The organism is Brevundimonas sp. (assembly GCF_041648115.1).
In the GTDB taxonomy this organism is placed as follows: Bacteria; Pseudomonadota; Alphaproteobacteria; order Caulobacterales; family Caulobacteraceae; genus Brevundimonas.
Window position 1 is genome coordinate 89,996 of sequence record NZ_JBAZPR010000008.1, and the last position, 18,699, is coordinate 108,694.

Sequence of the window (18,699 nt, forward strand, 5' to 3'; positions counted from 1 at the left end):
CACCGGCCGCGCCCCTTGGATCGAGACATGAGAAGCGATGTTCTGAGCTTGGGGCCCGCGACGACGGCGCGAGTCCCCCATGCGCGGTGAGATTCTCCGGCACGATCCCGAAACCGGCGTCGGCCTGGTCAGCGGCGACGACCTCGCCCGCTACGATTTTTCATCCCGGTCGCAGGATCTGGCGGTCGGACGCCGCGTCGATTTCGTCGTCGCGGACGACGGCGCGGCGACCGACCTGATCGTTCTGCAGGACGCCCGCCCCCAACCCGTCGTCATCGCGCCCGAGCCGGACCTGGGCCTGTGGGGCTATTTCCGTCGCTGCGTAACCACGAAATACGTCGATGGAAACGGGCGCGCCCGGCGCAAGGAATACTGGTCCTTCGCCCTGTTCCACACCCTCATCCTGTTCCTGCTCTTCACGCCCGTCCTCGTTCTCGTGATCATCGATGCGGAGACGGGACGAGACATGCAGGCGCTCAGCATGACCGGCATCGCGCTGGCGGGCATCGTCATGGCGGGGCTGATCCTCCCCGGCGTCACCGTTCTGATCCGTCGCTTCCACGATGTCGGCCTCGGCGGCTGGCTCGTGCTGATCGGTCTCATTCCCTACGTCGGCGGGCTGTTCCTCTTTGTCGTCAGCCTTTTGCCCTCGCAACCGGCCGTGAACATCCACGGCGCGCCGCCCACGGGCATGGGCCAAATCGCAATTTGAGAGAAATTCTCAGGAACCGTTCGCCAAGCTTGACCTTTCAGTCCTGTCCGGCGCACGTCGTCCGGCGAAGTTCGCAAACTGCCGCTCGGCGGCGACAATCAAGGAGACCTCCGTGCGCGGTGAAATTCTCAGCTACGACGCCACGACCGGCGCCGGCCTGATCAGCGGCGACGACGGCGCCCGTTACGACTTCACCTCGGCCGCGCTCCAGTCGCCGGCCGTGCCCACGTCCGGCGTCCGCGTCGACTTCGTGCCCGAGGGCGGCGTCGCCACCCAGATCCTGATCCTCGCGGGCGCTGCGACCACCACCGGCGTCGCCGGCGGTTACGCCACTTCGGCCGCCTCCGCCGCTGTCGGCGCACCCGGCTCGGGCTTCGACTTCAAGTCCGCCATGCTGTCGTTCGACGGCCGCCTGCGCCGCTCGCACTTCTGGATCGGCTTCCTGATCATTTTCGGCGCCAATATAGTGCTCAACTTCATTCCCTTTATCGGCGCGCTGATCTCGTTGGCCCTGATCTGGTCGAACCTGGCCATTTCGGTGAAGCGCCTGCACGACATGGGCAAGACCGGCTGGCTGGTCGCCATCCCCTACGCCGCTTCCATCGTGCTGGGCATCGCCGCCGCCGTCATGATGGTCGCCGGCATCGCCGCCAGCGGCATGGACGAGAGCTATTACGAGAACAACCCGATGGCCGCCCTGTCCATGATGGGTCCGGCGTTCGGCATCTTCGGCATCATCATGCTGGTCAACCTGGCCTTCCTGCTGTGGGTCGGCATCACGGACAGCCAGAAGGGCGAAAACCGCTTCGGCCCGAACCCCAAGGGCGAATAGGCCTCAACGCCTGAACGACCTCCGCGCCGCCCCGTCCTCGACGGGGCGGCGTTTCTACATCCGCCGCGCACCCAGACTGACCGCCCGCGCCAGCATCTGCGCGATCTGCGCCTCGGACCGCAGCAGGGCCGGCGCGCCGCCGTCCACCGCCACATTGACGGTCACCCCGCCGCCCGAGCCTGCTAGACTGCCAACCGGCCCGATCTCGCCGCCCGTCGCGGGTCGAAACACCTCCGGCCCGCGCTCCCCGACCAGATAGGCCCCGCCGCCCAGTACCGGCCCGCCGTCCGCCCGCGCCCCGCCGAAACTGGACAGCACCGACTGGATCGCGCCGCTTAGTCCACCGCCTGGGCCGACCTGCGACCCCGCCGCCGCATTGACCGCGTTCAGCACCGCCCGCGCCAGTTCGGCCAGCGACACCTCCCCATCCGCCGCCGCCCTTGCCAGCGACCGCGTCAGGCTGTCGCCCGCGCGCCCGAACGCCTCCTCGATGGCGTCAGCCGCCTCCTGCGCCGGCGCCTTCAGCGCCTCCAGCGCCGCCCCAGCCTCCGCTGCTCTCAACGCGACCTGATCGATCCCGTCCCGCCCGAACTCATCCGCCATCCGGCCAACCCTCCATCAATCGCGCCAGCCCGTCACGCCCGAGCGGCGCCGTCCCGCGCGGCGCCTGCGTCAGCATTCGCCACTCCTTCAGCGACAGCCGCCAGAACGCCTCCGGCGCAACGCCCATCGCCGCCGCCAGCCTCAGCATCTCGTCCCACGGCGTCACGCCCGTCATCCTCCGGCTTGACCGGAGGACGCCGCAAACGCCTGCGCCACCGCGACCGCCGCCTCGCGCGGATCGACGCCGGCCACATTCGGCGCCTCGTCCCCGCCCCCGCGCAACACCGCCGCCAGCACCACCATCAGATCCCTCGCCGACAGCGTCTTCATCCGCTCCGCCACGGCCGCCAGCCCATCGACGCCCAGCTCAGTCTCGATCTCCGCCAGCGCCCCCAGCGTCAGACACACTCGTCGCCGCTCGCCGCCGATTTCAACGAGCATTTCACCCCGCACGCCGTTCATCACATCTCCGATTTCGATTTCGTGAGCGGTGAATCGTGATGCGTGATCAATGCCTCGCCTCACGATTCACGCATCACCATTCACGAGGCCTCATATCGCGCTGAACCCGATGGCCCCCGCGCTGGCCAGGCTCAGCGCAAACGTCGCCTCCCCCTCATGCTCGCCGGCGTATTCCAGCGCCGCCACCAGGAACGGCCCCTCCAGCACGCCGAAGTCCGGCACGATCAGCCGCCACCGCTTCGCCGCCTGATCGAAGAAGGCCTCGCGCACCAGCGCATCCGACGCCGCATCGCGGAAGATGCCCTGTCCCGACACCGCCGCCGACTTCACGCCCGCCCCCGCCAGCAGCTCGCGCCACCGCCCGGCGCTGTCGCCGTCCGTCGCATCGACCGTCTTCGCGTTCAGCGAAATCGTCCGCGCCCTCAACCCCGCCACCGTCGTGAACACGCCCGGCGCGCCCTCGATCTTCAGCAGCATGTCCTTGCCGGCCTGTGCCGTCATTCTGTCCTCGCTTTGCTCGTTGGTGGTGAGTCGTGAATCGTGAGCCGTGACGACCAGCCGTTCGCAGGCCGGCTACAGTCACGGCTCACGACTCACCATTCACCTCTTCCGTCACCGCCCTCAGCCGCACCACCGCATAGGTCCGCCGCCCGTCACCCGCCCGAAACACATCCGCGAACGTCGCCCTCAGCGTCGCCGTCCGCACGCCATCGGCCTCCAGCACCGCCTCGTGCAGACAGGCCCGCACCGCCGCCGCCACCGCCTTGGCCTCCTCCGATCCCGCGAACCGCGACACGCCCGTCAGCGTCAGCCGCTGCTCGACCCCGCCCCCGTCCGCCGCCACCGGCCGGCTCTCGCACCGCCCGATCACCAGATGCGGAAACTCTGCGTCTTCGGGCGCCTGATCCCAAACCCGCCCGCCCAACAGCGCCTCAACCGCCGCGTCGCCCTTCAGCGCCGCCAGCACCGCCTTCTGCAGCGCGCTCTCGTGATCCCTCATCGCACCCGCTCCAGATCCAGCGTCGCCCGACCCGGCCGCGCGTCCTCAATCACGACGATCCGCCAGTCCGCCCCGCCGAAGCGCAACACGCGCCCGATCATCAGCCGAGCATCCGCCCGCGCCTCCGCACCCATCGTCTCGACCGCCCGCCTCTGATCGCCCTCGCCGCGTTCGGTCCGCCGACGCGCCCCGCACTTCAGCCAGGCCGACCCCACCGCCTCGAACGTAACGCTGCGCCCGCCATAGGGCGTCTCGGCCTCGACCGGCTGAAACAGCCCCGCCAACACTCTCACAACCTCACCACGCGATACGGCGCGACCCAGCCCTCGACCGGCTCGACCGTCACCGGCTCCCCCCGCTCATAGGCCCGCAGCACCAGCATCAGGATCGCCAGCCGCAACGGCGCCGGCGAGGTCGATGTCAGGCCCAACCCCACATCCCCCTCGACCTTCGCCTGCGCCGCCGCGATCAAGGTCTGGATGAGCGCATCCTCGGCCTCATGCTCGACCCTCAGAAACAGCTTCGCCTCCGCCACCGTCACCGGCTGCGCCATGGCAATCTCCATTGTCAAAAATCAGACCTCTCCCTCCCCCACGGGGGAGGGTGGTCGAGCCGCAGGCGAGACCGGGTGGGGAGGGCCAGGCAATCCGTATCCGGTCGCCCTGCCACCCCCACCCGGCCGCTACGCGGCCTGCCCTCCCCCGCAGGGGGAGGGAGAAACGAGCGCCGTCACCATCAGCTCGCGCTGAACTTCGTCACCTTGCCCTCCGCGACTACGTCGCGGAGAACTTCATGACTTTCACAGCATCGAAGTTCTGCACCCCGCCGCCGACCCGCTTGGTCGTGTAGAACAGCACATAGGGCTTGGCCGAATAGGGATCGCGCAACACCCGCACCCCCGCACGATCCACGATCAGATACCCCCGCTGAAAGTCCCCGAACGCGATGGACAGGCTGTTGGCCGCCACATCCGGCATCGTCTCGATCTCGGTGACCGGATAGCCCAGCAGCGACGCCGTCTCGCCCAGCCGCGTCGCCGGCTGCCAGATGTAGTTGCCGTCCGCGTCCTTGAACTTGCGCACGGCCGAGACCGTCTTGCGGTTCATCACGAAACGCCCGTTCGGCCGGTACTGGGCCTTGGGCGCATAGACCAGGTCGATCAGCCGGTCCGCCGGACTGGTCGGCGCGAACCCGCCCGCCGCCCCGGACGCCACATAGCCGATCTGACCCCAGGCCTGGCCCGCGTCCGCCACGGTCGGATAGGTCAAAAAGCCCTTGGGCTTGTTCACCCCGTCGCCGTTGACGAAGGCCTGGGTCTCTTGCGCCGCGAAGGCGTCCTCGACCTCGGCCGCCAGCCATTCGTCCAGATCGACCATGGCGTCGTCCAGCAACGCCTGGGTCGCCGCCGGATTGGCGTAGAGATCGGCCGACGGGAACTCCAGCAGGGCCAGGGTCGCCGGATCCGTCTCGGGCCGCGCGGCCGTTTCCGCCACCCAGCCGCAGGCCACGCCCGCTGTAGACACAGGCTTCCTGAACACGCCCGCCGCCACCGTGCGCACCGTGGCGATCTCGCGCATCGGCGAGGCCGCCATCAGACGCCGCTCAATGGCCCGCTCGGTCTCGTACGGCACGACATAGCCGCCCGAGGTCGCCCCGCCCGACAGCCCCGCCTTGACCTCCAGCGCGCCCGACTGGCCGGTCTTCAGATAGCCATCCCAAGCCGCCTTCGCCTCGGGCGCAGCCACCGGCTCGGCAGGTTCGCCACCGATCATGCCGGCGATCTGGGGACGCCTGTTCTGGCTCATCACCCGATCCAGCCGCGCCTGAGCCGCCGCCACCGCCTGGTCGATGCGCGCCACCTTCTCCTCCAGCAGCACATCGGCCGCCGCCTTCTTCTCGATCTCGTCCAGCCGGACGTCGTTCGCCCCTTTGAACGCCTCGAACGCCGCCATCATCTCATGCACGACAGCGCGCGCCTCCGGCGAGCCGGAAGCCTGTTTGGTCTCTTTCATGGTGTCTCCGGTTTTAATGGAAGAGGCGGCGCAGGTTGGAACCTGCAAGCGCCACGTCGAAGCCTCAGAGCTTCGATCTCTTTGACGGCACGGGCGATTTCGCCCACGCCTTTGCAACGCACGGTAATCTTACCGTTCGCGCATCTTGAAAACGCTGATATGTCTGAAAAGCGAAACCCCGCGAGGGCCTTTCGGCTGTCGCGGGGCTCTATCAGTCCGAAACCGTATGCCTAGGCAGTGACGAGTTCCGGCTCACTCGGATGTCTATACGCATAGTGGCGAACGTAGTTCAACAAAGTCTTATAGAGCAGCTTAGGCCCGTCATATCCGACGAACGGATCGGGACATATCTGACGGCGGCTGGTTTTGACACGGACCGAGCGCTGCGCCTCTACATCTGGAACGCCCTCATAGGCGAAGCCTTTCACCTGCCCATTCAATCCGTTGAGGTCGGCCTGCGCAACAGGATCAACGCTCATCTGATCAATCTGTACGGCCCGAGGTGGTGGCAGGAGCAAGTGTTTCTGAAGATGGCCGGGCGTGAACGCGCTTCTGATATCGAGACCGCGTTGCGGCGCATACGCAACAGAGGCGCGTCGCTCGACACCGGCCAGGTGGTCGCCACGCTCTCGTTCGGCTTCTGGGCCAGCCTGCTTCAAAAGAAGTACAATCCTCCGTTATGGGGCGGACGTCTTTCCTCCGCCTTCCCCTATCTGCCTCCTGGGACCAGTCGCGGCGATCTCGCCAATCGCGTGAAACGTGTGGCCGATTTCAGAAACCGGGTCTGGCATCACGAGCCGATCATCAAAAAGGATCTGCTGGCTGAATACTCGGTCGCCATGGAGCTTCTAGGCTGAATATGTCCGGTGAAAGCAGGATGGGTGCGTCCCCATTGTCGTGTTCCAACCCTCATGCGACAGAAGCCGTGAACCTAAGGCGTGTCCTATTCATGCCGTCCTTGGACAAAGCCTGATGTCCCACCTCACGCCGCTCGAAAGCGCCGTCATGGACGCCATGGTCTGGCAGATGGGCGACGGCGTCCCCGATCTGGCGGCGCAGGCGGCGTCCAGTTCGCCGGGTCTGCGTCGCAACACCGGCGCCGGCCTCTATTCCCGGATCGTCGTCGATGCGGACCGCATCGCCGCAAACCCGGACGCCACCGGCCTGTTCGGCACGGTCCATGTCGTGGTCGGCGATCTGCCCGATCCCATCGGCTTCCAGATCGAGCTGCGCCAGGGGCGGCTGATGGCCCTGCACGGCCAGAGCTATGGTCAGGACACCCGCGCCATCGACTTCTCCAGCACACCCTTCGGCGAGGTCTTCACCGTCGACGCCCGTGGCCAGTCCGTCCTCTACCGCCCCGCCCGGCGCGCCCCCGATCCCGTCGCCCCCAGACCAAAACCCGCCGTCCGCCCGACCACACAGGCCCAGACCCCGACCAAACTACCAGTCGCCGCCGCCAAACCAGCGGACCCCGCCCCGACGCCCGACGCCGCGCCCGGCATCGGCGAAATCCTTGCCAGCGCCTCCAACCCGACCGCCTCTCGCGCCGGCAGGCTGGCCCTGGTCTATCTCGGCGCCTATGCGCTCGCGGTGGTGTTCGTCCTGTTCGCCGAACTCGTCCTGCATCTCGGCTGGGTCTTCGCCGCCATCGTCGCCGGCTGGGCGTTGCGCTACATCCACGGCTCGAAAGGCCGCGCCAAAATGGCCGACCTCGCCGACCACCTGGACCGCAACGGCGCCTTCGAGGCCCTCAAGCCAAACTGAACCGCGCGCCCGGCAGCATGGGAAACGTCACCAGCGACACCTCCCACAGCTCGACCGCGCTCAGCACCCTCAACCGCCCCTGACGCCGGGCCCGCGCCGTGCGGTATCCGATCGACAGTCCGTCCATCGCTCCCGCCCGGCTCAGCGCGCCTGCGAACCGCGCCTCGGCCGACCAGTCTTCGATCCGTCCGCGCACGAACAGGCCGCGCGCATCCTCGACGATCTGCTCCCACACCCCGACCGGCGCCCGCGCATCATGCTGGTTCAGCATCCGCACCCCCGCCGCGCCCGTCTTGCCCAGACTGTCCGCGAACGCCCCCGCCTGCACCACATCCCCGTTCAGATCCGCCACGCCCCACAGCGAGGCGTAGCCTTGGATAACTAGCACATCGGACCTCTCCCTCCCCCCGCGGGGGAGGGTGGTCGAGCCGTCAGGCGAGACCGGGTGGGGGCGGCCAGGCGACGCCCCCCCGGCCTCTTTTGTTTCCAGCAGTGCGGCCTTGCCTGGCCGCCCCCACCCGGTCGCTTCGCGACCACCCTCCCCGGAGCGGGGAGGGAGAGACCTGCGCGCATCATCCATCACTTCCCCTCCAACCGCCGCTCGATCCGCTCCACGGTCGCCGCCGTCGCCTCGCCCTGGACCTCCAGCCGCGCCAGTCGTTCGGCGACCAGCCTCTGTTCCCCGACCCGCTGCTCCAGCGTCGCGATCCGCGCCGCCGCGCCCCCGGCCCAGACCAGGCCGCCGATGGTCTGCACCGCCACGGCGATCAGCAACGCCGTCGGCACGCGCCGGATTTGATGTTCGGTCATTCGCCCACCCCCGCCATCCGCCGGCGTTCCTCGTTTGTCAGGAAGCTCGCCGCCTCCAGCCGCGCCCACAGGGCGTCCCGCTCGGGCTGCAGCGCCGACACCGCATCCAGGTCCGCCCGCACCTCGCACCCCGCGAACCGCTCGCCCAGCCAGCCCGTCATCGCCCCCGCCGCCTTCTTCACAAGCGGGATCACCGTCTGTCGCCAGAAGGCCGCATTGGCCTCGCGATAGTTGGCGTAGGTCGCGTCCCCCGGTATCCCCAGCAGCTGCGGCGGAACCCCGAAGGCCAAGGCGATCTCGCGCGCCGCCGCATGTTTGCCGGCCGTGAAATCCATCTCCGCCGGCGTCAGGCTCAGCGGCTTCCAGTCCATCCCGCCCTCCAGCAGGATCGGCCGCCCGGCGTTCGTCGCCCCCGCATAGACGTTCGACAGCTGATCCTTCAGCGCCTCGAACTGCCCGTCCGTCAGCCGCTCGCCGTTACGCGCGCCGTAAACCAGCGCCCCCGACGGCCGCGCCGCATTGTCCAGCAGGGCCTTGTTCCAGGCGCCCGCCGCATTGTGCGCATCCACCCCTTGCGCCGCCGCCTCCAGCGGCGACAGCCCATACCAGTCGTCCAGCGGGTGCCATAGCTTCAGGTGCATCACCGGCGCCCAGCCGTCCGCCGCCCGCCCGATCCGCACCGACCGTCCGTCTACGGAATAATCCCAGGCCTCGGGCCAGCCTGACCGGCCCGGAACCACCTTCACCCGATCCGACCGCAGCGCCCACAGCTCGTCCGGCGCCCCGTCTCCATCCGCATCGCCGGTCGCCTCGACATAGGCGTTGCCCGACACCTGCAGCGCGCCATAGACCGCCTCCATCAGCTCCGCCCCCGACTGCTCGGGATTGGGCCGACGCATCAGTTTCGCCAACGGATGCGCCTCGTCGCGCACCCCGTCCACGAACACCGCGAACGGCGCCGCCGCCGCCGCCTCGGCGATCATGCGGATGCAGCGATAGGCCACCGCATTCTTCTGATACCCCTCGCGCGCCAGGCTGGCGTAGTCGTTGGGCGTCCACCGCGGCCGCCCCACCCCCGACAGGGCGATCACCCCGCCCGCCCGGCTTTCCTTCGCCTCGGGCGCACGCACGCGCCCCGCCTGGCCGAACGGCCACCGGATCGAAACCATCACAATCTCCTCAGATTTCTCGTCCCTTCTCCCAGTGGGAGAAGGTGGCTCGAAGAGCCGGATGAGGGTCGGCTGGTGGGCCAAATCGCACGAGCCCCGCCCTCACCCTTTCGCGCAAGTCCGACCGCTACGCGTTCGGGCGCTCAAGCCCTCTCCCAACGGGAGAGGGGCGCATAACTTTCAACACCGGCCGCTCCACCCACAGATGCACGATGACGCCCGCGGCCAAACTCGCGAGCACCGTCAGCCCCACCACCGCATCCCCCGGCGCCGCGACCACCCCGCTCTCGAATAGCCGTCCCAGCGCCCGGATGACCAGCACATGCGTCAGATAGATCGAATAGGACGCATCCCCCATAAAGGCCGCCGCCCGCGCCAACCGCCCCGGCGCCACGTCCGCCCGCTCCATCCGCACCACGCCGAACACCAGCAGCGCGCTGGGCAGGCCCCAGATCAGCACCCGCCTCAACCCGTTCAACGGATCGTTCAACGCCCTCACATCGTCGATCCCGCCATAGCCGACGACCAGGCTCAGCCCGAACCCGACCATCGCCAGCCCGACCGCCCACCGCCCCAGCCGACGCGGCGCCTCCCGCCACACCGACGCGATCCCGACGCCCAGCAAGAACTCCAGAATGATCGGCGCGCCCCAGAACCTCAGCACCGGCGCCGCCACGACCAACCCGGCCGCCAGCATCACCGCATAGGCCCCGACCAACCCCCAGCCGACCCGCTTCCCACCCGCCATCGCCAGCCCGAACCCGGCGTAGAACAGCATCTCGAAACACAGGGTCCACCCCGGCCCCAGCGCCGGAAACGTCATCTCCAGTCCGCTGAACGGCCAGAACAGAAATGTCGCCACCGCCACCTCAGGGCTCAGCGTCCCGCCCCGCGCCATCACCACCAGGATAGGCAGCGACAGCAGCCAGTAGATCGGCGCCACCCTGCGAAACCGTCGCCACAGAAAGTCGCCGGCCGCGCCCACGCCCGCCTGTCCCCGCGTCGTCGTCGCGATGATGAAGCCGCTGATGACGAAGAACACGTCCACGCCCACCGCGCCGAAATCCTCCAGCGTCTCGCCCGCCAGAACCGTCTCCAGCCCCAGCCGCGTCCCCGCCAGGTCCAGCGCATGGGCGACGACCACCGCCGTCGCCGCCGCGAACCGCAGCCCCTGCACCCCGTAAAACCGCTCCCCCATCCGCCACGGTTAACATCGCGCGCGTAGAACAAACAACCTCAGATAATCACCCGCGCCCGCATCGCCTCGGCGATCCTGGCCTGACCCGCCGCATTGGGATGGACGGCGTCGAACATCAGTCCGCTGGCGAAACCGCCGCCGAACAGGGCCGTCCCGTCGATGGGCGCCGCCAGCCCCCGCGCCGCCGCAACCTCCAATACCGCATCCCGGATCGCGCCCTGGGCGGCATAGCTCGCCTTGCCCTGCGCCGGATCGGACGGACATCCCGTCATCAACAGCACGTCTCCCGTGGTCAGGCACCGATCCACCAACGCCCCTAGCCCGGCCTTGTAGGTCGCGATCGCCGTCCCCGCATTCCAGTCGTTGATCGTCAGGCAGACGACCGAAAGATCCGGCCCGGCCGCCGGGATCGACCCATAGGCGCGGTACGGCTGGTCTGTCGTGATCCAGTCCGCCACCTTGGCCCCGCCCCAGCCGGCGTTGATCACCCGCGCCCGCCGCACGTCCGACCGCCATGCGACCCCGCCCGAAATGAACACCGCCCCGCCCGAGGCCCAGCGCACCGTCACCGGCCCGCTCGTCTCGGGAAAGGCGACGGTCGTCACCTCCATCGACGCGGCCTTGGTCGTGTTCACGCTCGCGCGCACCACCCCGTCCGTCTCGACCGTCATCACCCCCAGCGCCGTATTGGTCACGGCCCACATGTCGAACCGATCCACGGCCGCGTCGGGCTGAAAGCTCCAGGCGCCAGCGGACGCCGCCGCGCCCGAGAACAGCTTGCCCCCCATCCCCGTCAGCGCATTGACGCCCCACCCCGCGCCCATCGTCACGCGCGGATCATAGGCGGAATAGCCCCCGCTCGCCCCGTCCGCCGCCCCTGCCCCGGCCACCGAGGCCGCCGACGCCGGAAGCCCCCGCCCGCTCATCATAACCGCCAGCCGCTCGGGCCAGGCGCCGGCCCGACCGTTCGGCGTCCACCCGCCGGAAACCCCGCCATAGCCTTGCGTCACGCTGTCGCCGATGCACAGCAGCCGCGCCTCGCGCCCGCCCGCCTGCATCGTCCGCACCGCCGCCGACCAGACGGGCAGGTCCGGCACGGAAAACCGAGACCGCCCCAATACCCCGCCCGGCGCCGCCGTCGTCGCCCCGATCTCGACGCCCGACATCAGTCGAAGGCCGCAACGATCTGCGTCGCCGTCGTCCCGGTCGCCAGCACCCGCCGCACCTGCACCGGCAACCACCCCACCGGATGGTTGGCGAAGGTCACGGCGTCCCCGTCCTCGCCCCCGACCGTCAGCACACGGATATTGCCCGCCGCCCCGACATACAGCGCCTTGGCATAGGCCGTCAGATCGACCGTATCGCTGGGCGTCACCGCCACCGCGCGCCGCGCCGGCCCGCTCGCATCGCGCCCATGGTTCAGCAATCCGTCCCGCTCGGGAATGGCCGGCATCTCGTCTCTCCTGTTCAAAAAAAATCTCCCTCCCCCCGCGGGGGAGGGTGGCTGAGCCGCAGGCGAAGCCGGGTGGGGGCGGCAAGGCGCCCCATCACCGATCTTGCGTGATCATCCGTGCGCCCCTGCCGGGCCGCCCCCACCCGGTCGCTCCGCGACCCCCCTCCCCGTTCCGGGGAGGGAAAAGCCCTAGAGCCTTCTTATCGATGGTCCCGCCGACTGCGGCCCCAGCATCAACCGCGTGATCGCCCATACCAGGGCGTCCGCCCGGTCCGGGCTAGGCCCGCCCTCGCACCCCAGGGCCAGCATCTCTTCCTCCAGCGCCGGAAACGCGTCGCAGTGGACCACCCGCCCCTGTTCGTAGAGCAGAGCCACCGGCTCGGCCCGCGCCGCCTTGGACCGCGAGGCGTGCACCATCTCGACCGGCGCGGGACAGTCGTTGGTCCTCAAGACCGCGCGCACCATGTCCCCGCCCTGATTGCCCTCGGCGACCACCTCGTGCGCCCCATAATCCCGCGCGGCCTGACAGACTGCCTTGGCCCAGCCGCCCGGCGACAGCCCCCGCACCGTCCGGTCGGCCAGAACGAAGGCCTGCCGATCCCTGCGACCGACCACCACGATCCCGCAGGCGTCGCCGCCCGCCGTCGCCGGCGGATCGACCGCCACCACCACCCGCTCCAGCTCGACCGGCCGCGCGCCCCTGGCCCGTTTCAGATCCTCGATATGGAACAGGGCGCCCTCGCCCTCTACCACCAGGCCTTCCAACTCCTGCGCCGCCAGCCGCGTCCCGCCATAGACGTCGTGCAGATGCGCCAGAAATCCGGGCGACAGGTTCTGCGCGTTCAACGCCGTCGCCGCCCGTTCCGTCACCGTCCCGGCCTCGGCCATCAGCCGCCTCAGCGCCGGGATCGGCCGGGGCGTCGTCGTCACCGCCAGCAGCGGCTCGTCCCCCAGCCGCAATCCGAATCTCAGGTTCGACAGCACCATCTCCGGCTTGCGCCAGGCGCAGAACTCGTCCGCCCAGGCCGCATGAAACTGCGGCCCCCTCAGACTGTCCGGGTCTTCCGCAGAAAACGCATAGGCCGCCGATTGATTGCCCCACACCAGCCGACGCCGCCCCGCTTCCCAGCGCGGCCGGTCACCCGGTTCCGCCAACGCCTTGATCCCCGACGCCCCCTCCACCATCACCTCGCGCACGTCGTGCAGGGCGGGGCCGACCAGAGCCAGGGTGATGCCGGGCAGCTCGCGCGCCATGATGTCGATCCAGACCGACCCGGCGAAGGTCTTGCCCGACCCCCGTCCGCCCAGCAGCAGCCAGGTCTTCAGATCATCGTCAGTCGGAAGACACTGATGGCTCGCCACCCGACAATGGCTGCGATGCAGCCTTAGCTCGCGCCCTTTCAGCAGCCTCGGCGTTCTTTTCTTCCAGAATCCGATCAAGCCTCTCGTGTTCGACGACCAGCTCCTGTCGGATTCGCTCGTCTTCTGCGGGATCGTAGGTTCGTCCACCCATCTCGTCCTCTTCGTTGTCGCTCAGGCACAGCAGCCGCATCGCCTCGACCGCCTTGGCCGAGCGCGCAATCACGCCGATCTGGCGCGCGACCTTCTCGGCTGCACCGGCTTCCTTGACGTCCGTTTCACAGACGCTCTCGGTCGCCTCTTCGATCTTGGCCTTCATCTTCAGGAACAGGGGCTCCATCCACCCGGCGCAGGACGCAGCCGTTTCGCGAGCGTCGCCGCAGCCGCCCTCTCCGTCATCCCGATTTCCCGTCATGCCCAAACCATAGCGCACCAGCGTCCTCAGGCCGGAAGAACGCCCACATAATTCGCCAACAGATTGTTTTCGCATCATTTCAACCAGCGTCATTGCGCTGGCTAGGGGGTGCTGCCCTATCAGTCCCGGCCCCGCTCGACCGCCCATTCCGGCGCCTCGAAGTCCAGCGCATCCTCCGGCTGGGCCAGCGACAGCTCCGAAATCGTCTGCCCCCGCACCGACACCCCGGCCGTATGCACCGTCTCGCGACTGCCCGAGATCAGATGATGCCACCCCGCCAGCGGCCGCCCCTCGTGCAGCCGGCGATAGGCGCACGACAGGGGCATCCACCCCAGCGCCTCGATGTTTCCGGGCGTCAGCTTGATGCAGTCCGGCACCTGCGCCTTGCGGTTCGCATAGTCCGAGCACGAACAGGCCTGGGAATCGAACAGCTTGCAATGCACCCGCGTCGGAATGACCTCGCCCGTATCCTCGTCCTCGAACCGGATCACGCAGCACAGCCCGCACGCATCGCACAGCCCCTCCCACTCGGACGGCGACATCTCGGCCAGGGTCTTGGTTTCCCAGTAGGGCGCCATCAAATCCTCCCCCGTCTGCGGGGGAGGGGGGCCACGAAGGGGTGGAGGGGGCGGACGCCGCACCACGCGCGACGCATCCCCTTGCCAAAGGCACAGCTTGTGATGGTGATGCACTCCATGAGAGCGCCGGTCCTTACTCAAAAACGCGCCAGAAGTCTCCGCCGGACGATGTCTTTGCCCGAAGTCCTGATCTGGCGGCGTATTCGAGGCTGCGGCTTTCGTCGCCAGCACGCCTTCGACGCCTTAATCCTGGACTTCTACCGCGCCAGAGATCGGCTCTGCATCGAGATCGACGGCCAGCAGCACGACCTCGCCTACGACGACCGCCGCGACGCCTATCTCGCCGAAAGAGGTATCCGCACCGTCCGCATTGCCGCCGTCTCTGTCCTCGCCGACCCAGACGCCGTCGCCGAATTCATCCTGTCCCTCTAGATTCTCCCCCGTTCACGGGGAGGGGACCGCGCGAAGCGTGGTGGAGGGGGCGGAAACGGGCTGGATGTGAAACGTCTGGCGCACCGCGCGCCTTCGCCCCCTCCACCGCTTCGCGGTCCCCCTCCCCCGCTACGCGGGGGAGGATTGTTTCAATGCCCCACCGTCTTGGAGAACAGGTTGATCACCACCACCCCGCCGACGATCATCGCCAGACCCGCCATCGCCGGCAGGTCCAGCCTTTGGCGGAAGACCACCGCCCCGATCACCGAGATCAGCACCACGCCCAGCCCGCTCCAGATCGCATAGGCGATCCCCACCGGCATCTGCCTCAGCGCGATCGACAGCAGGTAGAAGGCCAGCCCGTAACAGGCCGCCATACCCGCCGTGGGCCAGGCCCTGGTGAACTGCTGCGAGGCCTGCAGCAGGGTCGTCCCAGCCACTTCCAGCGCGATGGCGCCCAGCAGCGCCATCCACGTCACCGGGCTCATGCGTCGTTCGCCGTGATGGGATGTCCGGGCGTCAGCAGCGACAGCAGCGCCTTCCTCTGCTCCGGCGACACATTGTGCGTGCCGAAAATGTCCGACATCCACAACCCGTCCGCGATAAGCATCAGCATCAGGGCGTCGTCTGCCCCGACTGGATCGCGCGGATCGTCCACCTTCACCTTTTCCATCCAGCCGTTCCAGCGTTGCGACAGCGCTGGCTCGATGGCGCAGGCGGCCATGACGACGCGCCCGATGCTGACGTCCTGCGGCGTGAACGGCTCGTTGACCGTGGCCCTCAGATAGGCCCGCGCATTGCGACCGTAGGGTTCGGGATCGCGCGCCGCCTCGGCCAGTATGGCCTGCATATGCATCTCGCCGAGATTATCGATCATCCCCTCCAGCAGGGCGATCTTGGTCGAGAAATGGTGCAGCAGGGCGCCCTTGCTGACGCTCGTGCGCGCCGCCACCGCATCCAGCGTAAAGCCTGACGCCCCCAGTTCGGCGGCGACCTCCAGCGCCTTTTCGATGATTTCAGCGCGGGTGTCGTCGGGCGCACGGCGGCGTGTGGTCGTGTCCATACGCGCTACATACCAACCGGACGGTAACTGTCAAGACGTGCTAGATCAGGCTTGGCGCGGCGTCCGCCGACGGCTCCAAGCCACCCAGGCGATGCCCAGGATCGACACGAAGATGCCACCGAAGAACGCCCCCACCGCCGACAGGACGACGGCGAACATCCCTGTCATGAAGCCCTGACCCACCGCGATCACGGTCTGCGGCCCGGCACCGCTGTCGTAATCCGCCGACACCCTGTAGGTCCCGGCCCGGTCGATGCGGAACTTCTGGATCGACTGCCCCTGCCGTCCGCCGAAGGTGTAGGTCGAGCTGCCGCTCGGTGTTCGCGTCGCCACCGGGCTTCCGTCCGCCGCCTGGACCTTGACCGCCAGTCCGCCCACGTCTTGCACGACATAGACCCGCCCATCGACGACGCTGCGGAACTCCAGGAACACCGTGTGGTCGCCGGGTTTCAGCATCAGGTCGCGCGCGCCCGGCACGACGATCTGCTCCAGCCCGTCGTCCAGCGCCGGCAGTTTCGTGGCCATAATGACCACCATGATCACGATCTCACAGATCGCCGGCAGCACAGCCAGCAGATAGAAGATTCGCCCCGGCTTACGTTCTGGCGCTCCTCCGCGCCCGTTCGACGTCATATCCATCCCTGCATCCCCCGACTGCACACTGTGCACGAACTACACCGTGTCGCCCGGAAACCGTCAACGCCGATGGCGGTTCGGCCTCCCCTCCTCTATATGGCCGCCCATGGCAGCCAGACCCCCCCTCGTCGCACTCAAGGACGTCCGCCTTCAGGACGGCCAGCGCCCCCTCTTCGACGGCGTCGACCTCGCGGTCGAACCGCGCAGCCGCGCGGCCCTCGTCGGCCGCAACGGCGCCGGCAAGTCCACCCTGATGAAGGTCGTCATGGGCATGATCGAGCCCGACAGCGGCGACCGTTCGGTCCAGTCCGCCGTCCGCTTCGCCTATGTGCCGCAGGAACCCGTCATCACCGGCGAGACCCTGCTGGACTACGCCTCCTCCGGCGAGGCCGAGAGCTGGACCGCTGAATCCTGGTTGGCCACCTTCGGCCTGAACCCCGAGAAATCCACCCAGGGCCTGTCCGGCGGCGAGACCCGCCGCGCGGCGCTGGCCAAGGCCTTCGCCGAAGAGCCCGACCTGCTGCTGCTTGACGAGCCGACCAACCACCTCGACATCCTGGCCATCGAACTGCTGGAGAATGAGCTGATCCAGGCCCGGTTCGCCCTGCTGGTCGTCAGCCACGACCGCACCTTCCTGAACCGCGTCACCAACACCGTCCACTGGCTGGAAGGCCGCCGCGTCCGCACCCTGAGCAAGGGCTTCGTCGAGTTCGACGAATGGTCCTCCAGGGTCATGGAGGAGGAGGCCGAATCCCTGCGTCGCCTGACCAAGACCATCGAGCGCGAGACCGCCACCTTCTACTCCTCCATCACCGCCCGCCGCAGCCGCAACGAGGGCCGCGCCCGCTCGCTGAACGCGCTCCGCGCCGAACGCGCCGAGAAGATGAAGGACGCCCCGCGCGAGCTGTATCTTGGCGTCGATTCCGGCGGCACCTCGGGCAAGCTGGTCGCCGAGATCAAGGGCGTGTCCAAGGGCTTCAACGGCCGCACCCTGTTCAAGGACCTGACCACCCGCATCATCCGCGGCGACCGTCTGGGCATCGTCGGTCCCAACGGCGCGGGCAAGACCACCCTGGTCAAGACCCTGCTGGGCGAACTGCCGCCGGACGAGGGCACGGTCCGCATGGGCTCCAACCTGGAATCCGTCTATCTGGATCAGTCGCGCGAGGGGCTGAAGTCGGACATGACCCTGTGGGACGCCCTGACGCCCGGCGGCGGCGACTCCATTCTGGTGCGCGGCGTGTCCAAACACGTCGCCGCCTACGCCAAGGACTTCCTCTTTTCCGAGGCCCAGTTGCGCCAGCCGATCTCGACCCTGTCGGGCGGCGAGCGCAACCGCCTGCTTCTGGCAAGGGCGTTGGCCAAGCCCGCCAACCTGCTGATCCTCGACGAACCGACCAACGACCTCGACATGGACACGTTGGACAAGCTGGAAGAGCTGCTGGAAGGCTATGACGGCACCCTGATCCTGGTCTCCCACGACCGCGACTTCATCGACCGTCTGTCCACCTCGACCCTGGCGCTGAACGGGCGCGGCGACATTGTCGAGACCCCCGGCGGCTGGACCGATTTCATCCGCCAGAACCCCGGCTTCCTCCAGCCCGGCTCCAACCCCCGACCCCAGGACAAGGCCGCCGCCGAACGCGCCGCCGACAACCCAGCCCCCGCAGCGGTCAAGAAGGTCGGCAAGCTGACCTTCAAGGACACGCACCGCCTGAAGGAGCTGGAAGCCCTCATCGACACGCTTCCGGCGACCATCGCCAAACACGACGCGACCCTGGCCGACCCCGCCCTCTACGCCCGCGACCCCAAGACCTTCGACGCCACGATGAAGGCCGCCGACAAGGCCCGCGCCGACCTGGAAAGCGCCGAACTGGAATGGCTGGAACTGGAAGAGAAGAAGGCGGCGCTGGCGGGGTAGAGGCTGGTATGGCCCAAAGGACCGTCCTCTCAACCATACCAGCCTGAACCCAACCCCACCCGTCATCCTCGCCCTTCTGGCGAGGATCCGTAGACTCCGTCGGAGAAGCGACGCACCTCGTCAACACCGGGAGTCTGTATCCTGGGCACAAGGCCTAGGATGACGAGATTGGGGAAAGTCCGTCCGCCGCCGTTGTCTGCTTACGGAATTGGCGATCCGACTTGAAACCGGTGCGCGCGTCCCGATCTTGTGTTAGCGTGAAGACACCAAAGGAGGC

26 protein-coding genes are annotated in these 18,699 nt (G+C 68.2%); 6 read left to right on the plus strand and 20 right to left on the minus strand.

The features are described 5' to 3' along the window. Window positions 1-79 precede the first annotated feature (79 nt). Entirely contained in the window at window positions 80-712 is a 633-nt protein-coding gene (locus WC597_RS08880) for a DUF805 domain-containing protein (protein WP_372692993.1), read from the plus strand. 112 nt (window positions 713-824) lie between these two features. Then, window positions 825-1,544: a DUF805 domain-containing protein gene (locus tag WC597_RS08885; RefSeq protein ID WP_372692994.1), complete on the plus strand. Its 720-nt coding sequence runs from the start codon at window positions 825-827 to the stop codon at window positions 1,542-1,544. Between the two features lie 54 nt (window positions 1,545-1,598). Here the strand turns inward: WC597_RS08885 and WC597_RS08890 are convergent, their stop codons facing one another. The 8 genes from WC597_RS08890 to WC597_RS08925 all read right to left on the minus strand — a co-directional run bounded on the left by WC597_RS08890 (window position 1,599) and on the right by WC597_RS08925 (window position 5,621). Next, the gene (locus WC597_RS08890) at window positions 1,599-2,147 is read right to left on the minus strand and encodes a phage tail tape measure protein (protein ID WP_372692995.1); all 549 of its coding nucleotides are present in this window, start codon (window positions 2,145-2,147) and stop codon (window positions 1,599-1,601) included. Beyond that, window positions 2,137-2,322 (minus strand): phage tail assembly chaperone, encoded by a 186-nt coding sequence (locus tag WC597_RS08895; protein ID WP_372692996.1) that lies wholly within the window; start codon window positions 2,320-2,322, stop codon window positions 2,137-2,139. The genes WC597_RS08890 and WC597_RS08895 overlap by 11 nt, the downstream gene beginning before the upstream one ends. After that, entirely contained in the window at window positions 2,319-2,609 is a 291-nt protein-coding gene (locus tag WC597_RS08900; RefSeq protein ID WP_372692997.1) for a GTA-gp10 family protein, read from the minus strand. Before WC597_RS08900 ends, WC597_RS08895 begins: the two co-directional genes overlap by 4 nt. 90 nt (window positions 2,610-2,699) lie before the next feature. Beyond that, the gene (locus tag WC597_RS08905) at window positions 2,700-3,110 is read right to left on the minus strand and encodes a phage major tail protein, TP901-1 family (protein ID WP_055753040.1); all 411 of its coding nucleotides are present in this window, start codon (window positions 3,108-3,110) and stop codon (window positions 2,700-2,702) included. 85 nt (window positions 3,111-3,195) lie between these two features. Further along, window positions 3,196-3,609 (minus strand): DUF3168 domain-containing protein, encoded by a 414-nt coding sequence (locus tag WC597_RS08910; RefSeq protein ID WP_372692998.1) that lies wholly within the window; start codon window positions 3,607-3,609, stop codon window positions 3,196-3,198. Further along, window positions 3,606-3,896, minus strand: coding sequence for a phage head-tail adapter protein (locus WC597_RS08915; protein ID WP_372692999.1), 291 nt, complete (start codon window positions 3,894-3,896; stop codon window positions 3,606-3,608). The genes WC597_RS08910 and WC597_RS08915 overlap by 4 nt, the downstream gene beginning before the upstream one ends. Window positions 3,897-3,898: 2 nt before the next feature. Further along, the gene (locus WC597_RS08920) at window positions 3,899-4,162 is read right to left on the minus strand and encodes a head-tail connector protein (protein ID WP_372693000.1); all 264 of its coding nucleotides are present in this window, start codon (window positions 4,160-4,162) and stop codon (window positions 3,899-3,901) included. 220 nt (window positions 4,163-4,382) lie between these two features. Beyond that, the gene (locus tag WC597_RS08925; protein ID WP_372693001.1) at window positions 4,383-5,621 is read right to left on the minus strand and encodes a phage major capsid protein; all 1,239 of its coding nucleotides are present in this window, start codon (window positions 5,619-5,621) and stop codon (window positions 4,383-4,385) included. A gap of 275 nt (window positions 5,622-5,896) precedes the next feature. Between WC597_RS08925 and WC597_RS08930 the strand changes: the two genes are divergently transcribed. Both WC597_RS08930 and WC597_RS08935 read left to right on the plus strand, forming a co-directional pair. Then, window positions 5,897-6,478: a hypothetical protein gene (locus WC597_RS08930; RefSeq protein ID WP_372693002.1), complete on the plus strand. Its 582-nt coding sequence runs from the start codon at window positions 5,897-5,899 to the stop codon at window positions 6,476-6,478. Window positions 6,479-6,593: 115 nt separating this feature from the next. Then, window positions 6,594-7,388: a hypothetical protein gene (locus WC597_RS08935; protein ID WP_372693003.1), complete on the plus strand. Its 795-nt coding sequence runs from the start codon at window positions 6,594-6,596 to the stop codon at window positions 7,386-7,388. On the opposite strand, the gene WC597_RS08940 is transcribed toward WC597_RS08935, so the two are convergent. The 9 genes from WC597_RS08940 to WC597_RS08980 form a co-directional block, all read right to left on the minus strand. Then, the gene (locus tag WC597_RS08940) at window positions 7,375-7,776 is read right to left on the minus strand and encodes an HK97 family phage prohead protease (protein ID WP_372693004.1); all 402 of its coding nucleotides are present in this window, start codon (window positions 7,774-7,776) and stop codon (window positions 7,375-7,377) included. The two genes, WC597_RS08935 and WC597_RS08940, sit on opposite strands and share 14 nt — an antisense overlap. 191 nt (window positions 7,777-7,967) lie before the next feature. Continuing rightward, complete coding sequence (locus WC597_RS08945) at window positions 7,968-8,198, minus strand: hypothetical protein (protein ID WP_372693005.1); 231 nt, start codon at window positions 8,196-8,198, stop codon at window positions 7,968-7,970. After that, complete coding sequence (locus WC597_RS08950) at window positions 8,195-9,367, minus strand: phage portal protein (protein ID WP_372693006.1); 1,173 nt, start codon at window positions 9,365-9,367, stop codon at window positions 8,195-8,197. The genes WC597_RS08945 and WC597_RS08950 overlap by 4 nt, the downstream gene beginning before the upstream one ends. Window positions 9,368-9,494: 127 nt before the next feature. Beyond that, the gene (locus WC597_RS08955; protein ID WP_372693007.1) at window positions 9,495-10,565 is read right to left on the minus strand and encodes an acyltransferase family protein; all 1,071 of its coding nucleotides are present in this window, start codon (window positions 10,563-10,565) and stop codon (window positions 9,495-9,497) included. Between the two features lie 38 nt (window positions 10,566-10,603). Next, window positions 10,604-11,731 carry an SGNH/GDSL hydrolase family protein gene (locus WC597_RS08960; RefSeq protein WP_372693008.1) on the minus strand — a complete coding sequence of 376 codons (1,128 nt, stop codon included), beginning with the start codon at window positions 11,729-11,731 and terminating at the stop codon, window positions 10,604-10,606. Next, a complete protein-coding gene (locus WC597_RS08965; protein WP_372693009.1) occupies window positions 11,731-12,018 on the minus strand; it encodes a hypothetical protein in 288 nt (95 codons plus the stop codon). The genes WC597_RS08960 and WC597_RS08965 overlap by 1 nt, the downstream gene beginning before the upstream one ends. 189 nt (window positions 12,019-12,207) lie before the next feature. After that, window positions 12,208-13,380, minus strand: a complete 1,173-nt coding sequence (locus WC597_RS08970) for a DNA-packaging protein (RefSeq protein WP_372693010.1) — start codon at window positions 13,378-13,380, stop codon at window positions 12,208-12,210. After that, window positions 13,352-13,885: a hypothetical protein gene (locus tag WC597_RS08975; RefSeq protein ID WP_372693011.1), complete on the minus strand. Its 534-nt coding sequence runs from the start codon at window positions 13,883-13,885 to the stop codon at window positions 13,352-13,354. The genes WC597_RS08970 and WC597_RS08975 overlap by 29 nt, the downstream gene beginning before the upstream one ends. A gap of 26 nt (window positions 13,886-13,911) precedes the next feature. Beyond that, complete coding sequence (locus WC597_RS08980; protein WP_372693012.1) at window positions 13,912-14,370, minus strand: YcgN family cysteine cluster protein; 459 nt, start codon at window positions 14,368-14,370, stop codon at window positions 13,912-13,914. A gap of 117 nt (window positions 14,371-14,487) precedes the next feature. Between WC597_RS08980 and WC597_RS08985 the strand changes: the two genes are divergently transcribed. Further along, entirely contained in the window at window positions 14,488-14,802 is a 315-nt protein-coding gene (locus WC597_RS08985; protein ID WP_372693013.1) for an endonuclease domain-containing protein, read from the plus strand. 149 nt (window positions 14,803-14,951) lie between these two features. On the opposite strand, the gene WC597_RS08990 is transcribed toward WC597_RS08985, so the two are convergent. The 3 genes from WC597_RS08990 to WC597_RS09000 are packed head-to-tail and all read right to left on the minus strand — an operon-like array spanning window position 14,952 to window position 16,504. After that, window positions 14,952-15,290, minus strand: coding sequence for a multidrug efflux SMR transporter (locus WC597_RS08990; RefSeq protein ID WP_372693014.1), 339 nt, complete (start codon window positions 15,288-15,290; stop codon window positions 14,952-14,954). Further along, window positions 15,287-15,865: a TetR/AcrR family transcriptional regulator gene (locus WC597_RS08995; protein WP_372693015.1), complete on the minus strand. Its 579-nt coding sequence runs from the start codon at window positions 15,863-15,865 to the stop codon at window positions 15,287-15,289. Before WC597_RS08995 ends, WC597_RS08990 begins: the two co-directional genes overlap by 4 nt. Before the next feature lie 45 nt (window positions 15,866-15,910). Then, entirely contained in the window at window positions 15,911-16,504 is a 594-nt protein-coding gene (locus tag WC597_RS09000; RefSeq protein ID WP_372693016.1) for a hypothetical protein, read from the minus strand. Between the two features lie 103 nt (window positions 16,505-16,607). Between WC597_RS09000 and WC597_RS09005 the strand changes: the two genes are divergently transcribed. Beyond that, window positions 16,608-18,422, plus strand: a complete 1,815-nt coding sequence (locus tag WC597_RS09005; RefSeq protein WP_372693017.1) for an ABC-F family ATP-binding cassette domain-containing protein — start codon at window positions 16,608-16,610, stop codon at window positions 18,420-18,422. Window positions 18,423-18,699 lie beyond the last annotated feature (277 nt).